Below are 13,723 nucleotides of genomic sequence, written 5' to 3' on the forward strand. Positions count from 1 at the left end.
ATTTTAAGAAATTGGGCATAGTCATTCTGTTTCAATTTTTATACATTTATTATTAGTTTTTATACATTTTTAATAAATATAAAATTACATGTAAAAAGACCATCAACCCACCAATCTTACTAGGTTGACGGTCTTAATTATTTTTTTGCACCAATAGATTATCTTAACAAAAATCTACTATTTTTCAGCCAATATTATTTAGCTGCTTTCTCTGCAATTGCTGCCTGTGCTGCTGCAAGTCTTGCGATAGGCACACGGAATGGTGAGCATGACACATAGTCAAGACCAATCTTATGGCAGAATTCAACTGATGAAGGATCTCCACCGTGCTCACCACAGATACCGCAGTGAAGTGATGGACGAACTTTCTTTCCTTTTTCTACAGCCATTTCCATAAGCTGACCAACACCTGTCTGGTCAAGCTTTGCAAATGGATCGCTCTCAAAGATCTTAGCATCATAGTAAGCATCAAGGAACTTACCTGCATCATCACGAGAGAAACCAAATGTCATCTGTGTTAAATCGTTTGTACCGAAGCAGAAGAACTCAGCCTCTTTAGCAATCTCATCTGCTGTAAGTGCAGCTCTTGGAATCTCGATCATTGTACCAACTTCGTACTTCATCTCGATGCCTGCTGCTGCGATTTCAGCGTCTGCTGTCTCAACAACAACCTTCTTGACATACTTAAGCTCTTTAACCTCTCCAACAAGTGGAATCATGATCTCAGGCTCTACTGTCCAATCTGGATGTTTCTTCTTTACATTGATTGCTGCACGAATAACTGCGGCTGTCTGCATCTTAGCAATTTCAGGATATGTTACTGCAAGACGGCATCCACGATGTCCCATCATAGGGTTGAACTCGTGAAGTGAATCAATGATAGCTTTGATTTCTTCTACACTCTTATTCTTAGCCTTTGCTAACTTCTCGATGTCAGCTTCCTCTGTAGGAACGAACTCATGAAGTGGTGGGTCTAAGAAACGGATTGTTACAGGATTTCCTTCAAGTGCCTCATAGAGAGCCTCGAAGTCTCCCTGCTGGTAAGGAAGAATCTTAGCAAGTGCTTCTTCTCTTTCTTCTACTGTATCTGAGCAAATCATCTCACGGAATGCAGCAATTCTGTCTTCCTCGAAGAACATATGCTCTGTACGGCAAAGTCCGATACCTTCAGCACCAAGCTCGCGAGCCTTCTTAGCATCTGCAGGAGTATCAGCGTTTGTACGAACTTTAAGTGTTCTGTACTTGTCAGCCCAAGCCATAACACGTCCGAACTCACCGGCGATTGTTGCATCTACAGTTGGGATAAGACCATCATAGATGTTACCTGTTGTACCATCAATAGAAATCTCAGAACCTTCTGTATATGTCTTTCCTGCTAATTCAAATTTCTTGTTTTCTTCGTCCATAACGATATCGCCACATCCTGATACACAGCATGTACCCATACCACGAGCAACTACGGCTGCGTGAGATGTCATACCACCACGAACTGTGAGGATACCCTGTGCACTCTTCATACCTGTGATATCTTCTGGAGATGTCTCAAGACGAACAAGTACAACCTTCTCTCCACGCTCAGCCCACTCTACAGCGTCTTCTGCTGTAAATACGACTTTACCGCAAGCAGCTCCAGGAGAAGCACCAAGTCCTTTTCCGATTGGAGTAGCTTTCTTTAACTCAGCAGCATCGAACTGTGGGTGAAGAAGTGTATCAAGGTTACGAGGATCGATCATAGCTACTGCTTCTTCTTCTGTCTTATGTCCTTCATCAACAAGGTCACAAGCAATCTTTAATGCAGCAGGAGCTGTTCTCTTACCGTTACGACACTGAAGCATGTAAAGCTTCTTGTTTTCAACTGTGAACTCCATATCCTGCATGTCATGGTAGTGATTCTCAAGTGTATCACAAACCTTAACGAACTCAGCATATGCCTCTGGGAATTCCTGCTCCATCTGAGCGATTGGCATTGGTGTACGAACACCTGCAACTACGTCCTCGCCCTGTGCGTTGATAAGGAACTCACCCATAAGTTTGTTCTCACCTGTTGCAGGGTCACGAGTAAATGCAACACCTGTACCAGATTCATTGTTTAAGTTACCGAATACCATAGGCATTACGTTAACTGCAGTTCCCCATGAGTAAGGGATGTCGTTGTCACGACGATATACGTTTGCACGAGGGTTGTCCCATGAACGGAATACAGCCTCTACAGCAAGTTTCATCTGCTCTACTGGATCAGAAGGGAAGTCTGTTCCTAACTGATTCTTGTACTCAGCCTTGAACTGCTCTGCAAGAGTCTTAAGATCCTGTGCTGTAAGATCTACATCATACTTAACACCTTTTTCTTCTTTCATCTTGTCGATGAGCTGCTCGAAGTATTTCTTACCAACTTCCATAACTACATCTGAGAACATCTGGATGAAACGTCTGTATGAATCATATACGAAACGCTCAAATGTTGGGTCTGGGTTTCCCTTGATCATTGTAGCTACAACGTCGTCATTCAAACCAAGGTTAAGGATAGTATCCATCATACCAGGCATTGAAGCACGAGCACCTGAACGAACAGAAACTAATAATGGATTCTCAGAATCTCCGAATTTCTTTCCGTTGATCTCTTCCATCTTCTTAACGCCGTCCATGATCTGAGCCATGATCTCGTCGTTAATCTGACGACCATCTTCATAGTACTGTGTACAAGCTTCTGTAGTTACTGTAAATCCCTGTGGTACAGGAAGACCGATATTTGTCATCTCTGCAAGGTTAGCACCCTTACCACCGAGTAAGTTACGCATGGTCATGTCGCCTTCGCTAAACATATATACCCATTTGTTTGCCATTGTAAAGTTACCTCCTAAATATGAATAAATAATTGTCCACGATATAAATCGCACTACAACCGCCATCATTCCAAAATGAAAATCCGGCATAAAACTGACTTCATGTCAGATATATCTGTATATCCTGTCAGACAGGAAACGGTACATCCCCTGCGTTCAGGATTGTACTTATGTCAATCAATAAATACGACATTCTCCGTTCCGCATGAAGCCGCTATGTATAGTATAACATATAAAATCAAAATGTAAAAATCTTTTTTTGCAAAATATTAAAAAATTTGTAACAGTTCCGCTATAAAAAGATATTTGGCATACAAGGAGCTTGTTCATTGTATGCCAAATTCTCTTTTTATGGCAGAATAACCTTTCATTTATTATATGAGGTCAAATACCCCGCAAGCGCGCTCAGAAGTAACAAATAAATTTGTTCCTTCCTCACTTTGCTTTCGCGCGAATAAGCAAAAGCTGCGAAGCAGCGGCTGACAGCTTCAGACCATCTTCAAACAACAAACCCTAATATACCCTCTCATCTTTAGTTTTAACTCAAATTCCCCGTCAGGGATTTTTGAACCGTCAAGCACGATATTATATTTCTTGAAATCTATCTTTCTTCCAAAGGCTGCCCACGGCATTTTTTTGTCCGTCCTGAATGCCGCCGTACCTATCTCGCTGTGTATATCAGCGGTTTTTGTCTGTCCTTTTACAAATCTGCCAATCAGCTCATTATCTGCAAAGACCTCTACCATCCCCCCATTTTCTATTGATGCCAGTATTTCAAGATTATATTTATTCCTATCTGCTTTATTTTTGCAATCATCAATTATTTCAGCCGCTGGCACTCCATCATCATTTGCCGGCTCATTTCCATCTGCACCGGTTATGTTCGTATCAAAAGCACACACATTCTTATATGAAACTTCACCTTCTGTTTTATTGTCCAAAGTGCATACTGCATCAAATCCATTTACGCCTTCATGCAGATAAACATTTTCATATGTATCATAATGATCTGCCTTTATCGCCTGCCATGCATCCCTTGTGCCTCTTGATGTTCCCTTTATGCTTATTGTCTGTTTCAAGTGAGTGTCACGACTTGACGAGCCTGCCTGTATAATATAATCACCATCTTCGAGAATAAGCCTTTCTTCAACAACATCATAATATCTGAGGTCACTTATCTTTATTTCAAAATAAACTTTTCTCTTTTCTTGTGGTTTCAGATTTTTTACCCTTTCAAATGCCCTGAGTTTTCTTATAGCACGCGGAACTTTTGAGTCCTTCTTTGTCACATATATCTGCACAACCTCATCCGTCACATACTCACCTGTATTTTCAATACTTACGCCCACTGCAATCTTCGTATAATCTTTGATTTCTGCCTCCATATCCTGATATCTTATCTCAGAATATGTCTTTCCATATCCAAAAGGATACAGAACTTCCCCGTCATAATAAGCATAAGTCCTTGGATGGGTTATTATATCGTAATCCTCCTTTGGCGGAAGTTTTGTAATATCTTTATACCATGTCGTACTGAGCCTTCCTGCCGGACTTACCTTTCCAAAGATATTGTCAGCAATCGCCGTCCCAAGTTCCATACAGCCTGATGCTGATAATATCATTGCTTTCACATGTTCTTTTGCCCATGAGATATCAAATGCCACATTTGATATCAGGACAACGATTACATTTTCATTTGCCTCATATACAGCTTCGAGCAGTCTCTGCTGATATGTAGGAAAGTCTATATCATCTCTGTCAACATCCTCTTTACATGTAACCATCGGATCGCCACCGAGGAAAAGTATCGGATATTTAACTTTTCTTGCAAGTTCCGCCGCTGCCGCAATACCATCTGAAACAAGTTCAAATTCAAAGTTGTTTATTTTCGATATTTTTACATCAGCATCATCACTGTTTTTCTCTGACAAAATTTCATTGTCTGCACCATCTTTCCAACTAATCCCACAGCTCTGTTGTATATCTAAAACACTTTCAACACGCAGTATCCCGCTTTCATCTATATAAAAGGCCTCATCGTTCCAACTTGTCACTCCACACGCAACCGAGCAGTCAAAAACAACCTGTCCGTTCTCCGCTTTGTCTTTTGAAATATCTCCACTAAATTCTGATATTTTGAAAGCCTCTTTTACAAACCAGCCGAATGCCCTGTCCTTAAATGCACAGATATCCCCACTTTCGCCGCCTTCAATATCGTCCCTTACAGACAGAAATTTTCCGTTTGAACTGCTTTTTAATGTAAACTGCTTTTTGTCCCACTGTTCTATCTGGAATACTTCTGCCTCTGCATTATCAGTAACGATAAGCCTTCCATCTCTGTCAAGTCCGAGATATCTTCCATCTGCTTTTATCTTAAATTCACATACGCCCTTTTCAAAAGGGGCATCGACATATTTCCTGATTCCCTCAAGTCCCGTCACATAATATGGCGGCAGACCTGAATACCAGTCAAGCTGCCAGACATCCGCCAAAGGTCCGAGTACACATATATCCCCATCTGCCTTAGATGCATCAATTGGAAGTATTCCTTTATTCTCCAGCAGCACAACAGACTTTTGTCCGATTTTAAGTGCCGTTTCCTGATTTTCCTTTGTTCCAACATCTTCTATTGTTATATGCGAATAAGGACTTTCTCCATATGCATCAAACAGTCCAAGCCTTATCATAGTTCCAAACCGGTTCCTGACCGCTTCATTGATATCATTTATATCAATAAGTCCCTGCTCATATGCCTCTCTAACTGCTCCCTCTATCTTAACCGTATTATCTGAAAAGCTGTCAATACCTGCTTTTAATCCAGCCGCAACCGTTTGTGCGTCCGTACCAAAATATTCGTGCTGATTTACCGTCTGAAGCACATCACCGCCATCTGTTACAACATGATGCAGTCCCCACTTGTTTTTCGCATAATCCTTAATATCAGAAATAAGCATACAAGGCACTCCGTTTATCTCATTGTATGCTGTCATGACCGCCTCTGCTCCATGCTCCACAATAATCTTCCGAAATGGCTCATGATAATATTCACGCTTATTTCTCGGATCAACTGACGAAGATACAAAAGTACGATCCTCCTCAACATTATTCGCATAAAAATGTTTTAATGTTGCCGCACATCTAAGATAAAAAGCATCATCCCCCTGCATACCCTCAACATATGCACCCGCAAGTTCACCCGTAAGGTAAGGATCTTCTCCGTATGCCTCCTCATTTCTTCCCCATCTCGGATCTCTCTCCATATCTACGGTAGGTGCCCAGACTGAAAGACAACCGCTTTTTCCGGCATCAAACAATCCTCTTGTCTCTATCCCGGTAACTTTTCCAGCTTCCTTAATCATTTCCCGGTCCCATGACCTGCTCATCCCGATAGGGTTCGGAAAAATCGTCGTATAATCAGGTTCTCTGAGATCCCAGCCCTGATCATGTCTTGCCTGTACTCCATGTGCACCTTCTCCCCCTATATTAAAAGCTCTTATCCCAAGTCTCTCAATTTCAGGATTTGCATTGCTCATACATCTGATTTTTTCATCTAAAGTAAGATTTTCAACCAGAAAATCGAGTCTTTTTTCAATATCAAGTTCAGAGTTCCATAAAGGATTCTTTATTTTTTTATCAGCCATATCTTCCTCACTTTCTTCAGGCGTTTATTATAAATCTTTATACCATAATTTAACGCATATTTTTACCCCAAATTTCATGAAAAAATACACTATTTATCTTTGAATATATATTTTTTTACGTTCTCCTATACTGTATAGCATAGCGTTTTCTATTGTCTATCTTACATACAATCTGCAAAAGTAAAACATTTTTAAATCTTTTAAATAAGAAAAAATCCTTTCAATACATTTTCACCACTATGTATTGAAAGGATTTCTATTTTTTAAGCAATTAGTCAAGCGGATATTCAAGGTCCTCTCTGCTACTTGCTTGATAGTATTAATCTACAACTTTTATTGTTTCGATAACAGGCTGATTTTCCTTCTCAACCGTACCATTTGTATCTGTGACCGGAGTATCTTCACAAATCTTATCTACAATATCCATTCCACTCGTAACTGTTCCAAATCCCGCGTACTGTCCGTCAAGATATGTACTGTCTGACTGAACGATAAAGAACTGTGAACTTGCACTGTCATTCTCTGATGAGCGTGCCATTGAAATAGTTCCCCTGACATGTGAAATATTATTCTCAACACCATTTTCACTAAACTCACCTTTTATCGTTTCATCTGAACCGCCTGTTCCATCACCATTAGGATCGCCGCCCTGAATCATAAATCCATCTATGATACGATGAAATGTAAGTCCGTCATAAAAGCCCTGCTTTGCAAGATTTACAAAGTTTGTAACAGATATAGGTGCTGTATCTGCATCAAGCTCCACCTTAATATTTCCATAATCCTTAACTTTTATAACTACATGATGTTTACCCGAAAGCTGCTCTGTCCCATCTGATGCCACATCACTTGCCCCTGAATCTTGTCCAGAATCATCTGTACTTTCCGGAGCAGTCGTTTCCTCCTGCTGTGTGTCTGTATTCTGTGATGATGAAACTGCATTGTCTGAAGATGTATCATTCTTCTTAGAACCACAACCTGCAAGCACACATAATACAAGTGCCATAACTGCTATAAGCCTGAAATATCGCTTCATTTTTCCTCTTTCCTGCATATTATTATGATATAAATGCAGTCATATGACCACACCAGTCTTTTCAAAAATAAAACTTATTCTGAAATCTCAGCCGCTGTCACACTGCTTTTAAATGAACTGTTTCCATTTGATGTTGAAATATTTGTTCTGACAACATTTGCGACACCAAGAGCAATAACAAGAATCGTAAGACCAACCATAACTCTGCGTAACATTGTTTTTTCCATAAAATATGTACCTCCCACTCAACTTTCCCTTTATACGTTAGTATACGTGACACAAGTAACTATCATGCCAAATTTAATACCTGTATTCACATTAGCATTGTCATAAATATATGCATATTTCATGCACACATATGAACCTGACGAGGTTCATTATATCATGTGTTTAATACTTTTGCAACATTTTTAATATATTGTAAGATTTTTGTAAGAACTATATTTTTTAATAATTTACAGTAGAAACCTGTTTGTGATATAATTAGCAATGAACTGTTAATAATGTAAAAAAAACAATTGAAACTAAACGGAGGATTTGTCATGGGCTTATTTGTAAATCCGGATAATACTGCATTTCAGACAACATTAAATTCAAAAATATATATAGATAAAACAGGGCTGCTGGAATATACAAATTCAGTCATAAATACTGATAATGCTTTCATCTGTAACAGCCGCCCACGCCGTTTCGGTAAATCCATAACAGCAAATATGCTCTCCGCATACTATAGCAAAGGTGCAGTTTCTGGTGAAATATTTTCAGGACTTGATATTAGCAGTAAACCGGATTTCAAAAAACATCTTAACAAATATGATACCATACATCTCGATATTCAATGGTGCATGATGGATGCCGGTTCCCCCGAAGCCACCATCGACTATATAAATTCACATGTGATAGATGAATTGCAGGAATCTTATCCAGATGTTGCACTAAAAAACACCCGAAATATTTATGGAGCATTGTCACAGATATATTCTGCAACAGGCAATAAATTCATAATAATAATAGATGAATGGGATGTTCTTATCAGGGACGAAGCCTCAAATAAAAAAGTTCAGACTGAATATATAAATTTTTTAAGGGGTATGTTTAAGGGAAATATTCCGACAAGTTTTGTTGCACTGGCATTTCTGACCGGTATCCTCCCAATCAAAAAAATCCAGACACAGTCAGCACTTAATAATTTTGATGAATTTACAATGCTTGACTCAGGTATGCTCTCTCAATATATTGGCTTTACTGAACAGGAAGTACACGAACTCTGCAAATTATACAAAACTGATTTTAATAAGATAAAACAATGGTATGACGGCTACCTTCTAGGTAATTATGAAATATATAATCCCAAAGCTGTAGTCAATGTTATAACAAGAGGAAACTTCAGGAGTTACTGGTCACAGACCGGTACATATAAATCCATTATTCCACTGATAAATATGGATTTTGATGGTCTAAAATCTTCAATAATAGAAATGTTATCAGGAAATTTTGTTACTGTTGATACAAGTTCTTTCCAAAATGATACAGTCAGTTTTTCTGATAAAGATGATGTACTCACATACCTTATCCATCTGGGTTATCTTGGTTATAATTCAGACAACCAGAATGCATTTATTCCTAATGAAGAAATACGACAGGAATTTATAAATATTACAAAGCGAAAAAAATGGAATGAACTTGCTGCTTTTAACCAACAGTCAGAACTGCTGCTTGATGCCACGCTTGATATGGATAATAAGGCAGTTGCACAAATAATAGAAAAAATTCATACAGATTATGCATCTGCAATACAATATAACAACGAAAACTCATTGAGCAGTGTCATTACAATAGGATATCTATGCACTTTGAAATATTACTTTAAACCTGTTCGTGAACTTCCTACAGGACGCGGATTTGCAGACTTTGTATATATTCCCAAACCTGAATATATAAATGATTATCCGGCACTTTTAATCGAATTAAAATGGAATAAAAACGCTCAAACAGCTTTAAATCAGATAAAAGATAAAAAATATCCGGCTGCCATTGAACAATATACTGGAAAAATACTTCTTGTTGGCATAACCTATGACAAGAAAACTAAAGAGCATAGCTGTATTGTTGAAAAGTTGAATAAATAATTAATCTTAACATTTTTTACCGGGGATTTATGAGTAATAAATCCCCAGCCTGTTTTATCCGCCCAAATCTACATGTATCTTAACAGAAATTATTGCAATATGATTGTTGCAAAATACTTACTAATATTTATGTTTTAATTTTTTACCATCTCTCAAACCTTCATATTTTTCTTTCCTTATTATAAATTTCATTGCAAAAAATAATCCCGCAGCCAAAATCATCGAAATAACAATTATTGTAACATGACCTAAAAAGTAATTACTTGATTTATCCTTCTCTTCAACTTTCTTCTTTTTAGGCAGCAAACCTCCTCCTAAGTTCTGTTTAACTTTATTTTCTTTTACTATCTGTTCCAATTCCTTCTCACTATACTCATCATATTCATTTTCCATATCCGACATAAACTCTGAAACTGTATAAAGTTTTCCTTCTTCCTCACCAATGTCATTTAATGTTGTTGCACTTTCTGCCTGATATGGTATAATTTTCTCTTCTCTATCTTCCTGTCTTACATATACAAGATTTACCTCGTAAAATGGTATCGAAACATTCCTAACCTCGGTTATCTTCACGCCTGATAATTCTTTTTTGATCTTATTTTTTATCTCATCTGTCGTATTAGCAATGTAATTGTCATCGTTGCCAAAATACTGCCCATAAACATGATAACCGTCTTTTTCTCTTTGCAGCAAAATCGATGCATTCCCACCCGTCATAGTTTTTGCTGGTATATACCATCCGTCACTCCACTTAATCAGACCTGACAGACTGTCATTATTCTTATGATAATCAGAAATCATTGTCATGTCAGACGATAATGTCCACATTGGAACTGCATTGTTTATGTCGTATGACTTAATCGTTGTGGATTTTTCTTCCTCACTTACATCCTCGTCATTAAATGTAATCTCTTTTTTCAACACAGCGGATGCCTCGTCTGCCATCTGTTTTTGCAAATCAATCCATTCTTTTTCCCATTCACTTATATCTGCCGCTTTCACCTCACACTCCATAAATTTTAATGCATCACAGTCTCCAAAATAATCTGCCGCAAATGGCGTTATCCATATACCAAATATGAATGCCATGATAGCTGCAATGAAATAATTTTTAAATTTTTTTATAATCATCCCGTATTCCTCCTATCTTCTTAACTTTTTACCAAATGTTATTTTTATAATGTCTAGTTCAAAAGGTACTTTGCCCTACACATATAACGATGATTATATTTATTTTGATGCAACTACCTTTAATGAAAATTACAGGCAACTGTGTTTTTAGAACAATTGCTTGTTTTATGAAATTTATTTAACAGACATATCCACAATATTCCATCACAATGCGACGAACGGTCGATTTTTGCGATAAGCGGTAATTGACTGAAGGAGTAAGGAAGTATTGCTTGACGAATAATTGAATTACTTTCAAATAAAATAGAGCTGCCGCACTAAGCATAATCTATACAATATGCAGCTATTAATAATAAATTTTTATCTACATATTATATAAATAATACTTCGTACGACAGCCCTATTTAAATATACCACTTTAAATCCCAAGCTCCGAAACAACAGCCTTGAGCTGTTCCCATTCCTTAATATAGGCTTCGAGCGTTTCTTTGCCACTTTCTGTAATCCTGTAATACTTTCTTGTAGGACCGCCCGATTCATTTCCATAATAAACATCCGCAGAGCCATCATTTTTTAACCGCCGTAATATTGCATAAAATGTACTACTGTTTACTTCAGGAAACAAAACATTCATTTCATGCATAAGATTGTAACCGTAATAATCCTGTTGCGACAACTTGTGAAGCAGACACATTTCGAGGACACCTTTTTTAATCTGCGCATTGATTTTTGTACTCATATATTATTACTCCATTTTTAATAATTATTTTTGGACTTAATATAAGTATATATTATAAAAGGAATCATTGTAAACAGACACACAAAATATGCAGTAAAAATGTAATGTCTTGTAGCATAATACAATATGTCACAATTTTGAAGATAATCTATATAAGCAAAAAGAGCACCTATAAGTGAAATATTCTGCATTGTAACAAAGAACATCGCTATATTCCCACCCATTATTTTAAAAAGTGAATATAATGTAAAAATAAACAATACTATAATAAGAAAATGGGTAATTGGCTTAAAATAATATCTAAAAAATGCGGTTTGTGATGTTTCTACAAGTGTTGGTATAATGTCAAATAAAGCAATATGTATGAATCCAACAAATAGTAAAATACCTGTCTGCATAATCGTAAATACTATTTTATCTGACTTTGAATTATCACAAATACCGATCATAAGATTGCTTCCTGAAAAAAACCATATAAAAACAGCAGCAATAAGAACTATTGTACATGATGATATTCTTATCGGCAAAGTAATTAAGGAAACAAGCATCGCTGCAATGCATAATATAAGCAAAGTCATCTTACCACGATAAATGTTATTTTTCTTTTTTTGTCCTGAAAGCTCAGCTCTTAGAGAATTAGCAACACTTTTGGGAGAGCCATATTCATTAATAATTTCCTTATCAGAAATACCGTTTTTATATGCATCTTGAAAATTATGTTTTAAATCCTTCAAAGTCTCAGTAATATCTCGTGAGTTAAAGTCCCAAAACATTGCATTTTTAGTACCAGTGAAGCCTCACACGACTAAAGTCGCGTGCTTCCAATAAGTGTCATTCGACACTTGCTCGTTTTAGGCGAACGGACTACATTTCTACCATACAGCTAAAACTCAGCCTCTTGCATCTATGCAGATGCAAGTACCGCATTTAAGCTAACTAAAGTAGAAAATGTGCAGGTGCTTCTCTTAGTACACTGAGGAACTTTTGCCTCAATGACCAACCTTGAACTTGCGTCCAAGGATTTTAAGATTTCTCTTAGGAAGTATCTTGCTCCAATGTTATAAAATGCAGATAAATCACAGTTGTATGTTTTACCATTTGAAAATTTACATAACTCATAGGTACTAAATCCACCATATCTGCCACGAAGTATAGTTCCACTTCCGTCATAAGCATATTTACTTGTGCCCCATGCACAAATACGGCTTATCCTCATACCAAGTCTATGAGCTTTATTTGTGACAATAGACTGAACTTCCTGACTTCGCCACATTTTAATTTTTTGTTTTTTAGAACCATGTATCTTGCCTTTTTTATCTAAATGCTCAAAAACAATTACATCAGCATTATAAAAAACAGCTATATCTATAATATAACTTGCTGTTTTTACAGCAATGTCATGGTTGATTCCTTTTACTTTAGCCCAAAGTCTCGGTGTTTTATGATTGCCATGCTGTTGAGCTTTTTTCACACGATTCAGGCTATGTGTTAAATGGTCTATTTCTTTAGGAAGTTTACAGAAATGCCTTCCAAGAATAGTGCCATTACTACGCATTACACTAACCGCAGCGGCAGAGTTGATTCCTAAATCTACAGCAACAATGGTCTGTTCATAAATATTTGTATTATTCAAGGAGACTTTTTCTTCAAATTGAAAATCTAAAAACCATTCCTTACCTCGTTTTTGAAGTGTTGGTACACACTTTTTATATGACGCACATCTTCTGTTGATGTAATCTATATCTGATCTGCGAAGTTTTACAGTTATCCAATCCCATGTATTACGAATAAAAACTTTAAGTCTTGCTTCATATACATCTGTCTGTTCGTACATAACGGTTCTATACATACATGGATAAATAAATCCAGCTTTTGGTAAAGAAGGCTGTCTGCCTCTAGGATTTGTTTCCCAATTAGCAAAATTATTTTTATATGATGATACTTTACCAATGGCTTCATTTATAGCCCCTCGCCTTAAATAACTTGGAAATTTATAAAACTTTTTATCGAAATTATCATATTTAGGCTCTTGATTACGAGCTGTTTTATGACAAAGGCGTTCCACATATTGTTGTTGCACAAGATTGCCTTGAATATCAGATATATCATTCCATTCATTAAGACAAACATCTATAAGGAAGTCTACAGCATGACGATATATAGATACAGTATTTTTAAAAATATGATTATAATGCTTAATCTTAACT

9 protein-coding genes are annotated in these 13,723 nt (G+C 37.0%); 1 reads left to right on the forward strand and 8 read right to left on the reverse strand.

Annotation, left to right across the window (positions count from 1 at the left end):
* Positions 1-194 precede the first annotated feature (194 nt).
* From ppdK to KQI69_RS06405, 4 genes are all read right to left on the reverse strand, one after another.
* Entirely contained in the window at positions 195-2,840 is a 2,646-nt protein-coding gene (ppdK, locus tag KQI69_RS06390) for a pyruvate, phosphate dikinase (RefSeq protein ID WP_216564513.1), read from the reverse strand.
* 488 nt (positions 2,841-3,328) lie between these two features.
* Positions 3,329-6,481, reverse strand: a complete 3,153-nt coding sequence (locus KQI69_RS06395; RefSeq protein WP_216564514.1) for a glycoside hydrolase family 3 protein — start codon at positions 6,479-6,481, stop codon at positions 3,329-3,331.
* Between the two features lie 319 nt (positions 6,482-6,800).
* Positions 6,801-7,517 carry a peptidylprolyl isomerase gene (locus KQI69_RS06400; protein WP_216564515.1) on the reverse strand — a complete coding sequence of 239 codons (717 nt, stop codon included), beginning with the start codon at positions 7,515-7,517 and terminating at the stop codon, positions 6,801-6,803.
* Positions 7,518-7,591: 74 nt separating this feature from the next.
* Positions 7,592-7,744 carry a hypothetical protein gene (locus tag KQI69_RS06405; protein ID WP_216564516.1) on the reverse strand — a complete coding sequence of 51 codons (153 nt, stop codon included), beginning with the start codon at positions 7,742-7,744 and terminating at the stop codon, positions 7,592-7,594.
* 315 nt (positions 7,745-8,059) lie between these two features.
* Here KQI69_RS06405 and KQI69_RS06410 point away from each other — a divergent pair, with 315 nt between their 5' ends.
* The gene (locus tag KQI69_RS06410) at positions 8,060-9,646 is read left to right on the forward strand and encodes an AAA family ATPase (RefSeq protein ID WP_216564517.1); all 1,587 of its coding nucleotides are present in this window, start codon (positions 8,060-8,062) and stop codon (positions 9,644-9,646) included.
* Positions 9,647-9,766: 120 nt separating this feature from the next.
* Here the strand turns inward: KQI69_RS06410 and KQI69_RS06415 are convergent, their stop codons facing one another.
* The 4 genes from KQI69_RS06415 to KQI69_RS10455 form a co-directional block, all read right to left on the reverse strand.
* The gene (locus KQI69_RS06415) at positions 9,767-10,777 is read right to left on the reverse strand and encodes a hypothetical protein (RefSeq protein ID WP_216564518.1); all 1,011 of its coding nucleotides are present in this window, start codon (positions 10,775-10,777) and stop codon (positions 9,767-9,769) included.
* A gap of 418 nt (positions 10,778-11,195) precedes the next feature.
* Positions 11,196-11,516 (reverse strand): PadR family transcriptional regulator, encoded by a 321-nt coding sequence (locus KQI69_RS06420; protein ID WP_253289032.1) that lies wholly within the window; start codon positions 11,514-11,516, stop codon positions 11,196-11,198.
* Between the two features lie 17 nt (positions 11,517-11,533).
* Positions 11,534-12,250: a hypothetical protein gene (locus tag KQI69_RS06425; protein WP_216564519.1), complete on the reverse strand. Its 717-nt coding sequence runs from the start codon at positions 12,248-12,250 to the stop codon at positions 11,534-11,536.
* Positions 12,251-12,420: 170 nt separating this feature from the next.
* Positions 12,421-13,723 (reverse strand): transposase (locus tag KQI69_RS10455; protein WP_253289033.1); only part of this gene is annotated, 1,303 nt, incomplete at its 5' end.

This window comes from Eubacterium sp. MSJ-13 (assembly GCF_018918235.1).
Lineage (GTDB): Bacteria > Bacillota > Clostridia > Lachnospirales > Lachnospiraceae > Butyribacter.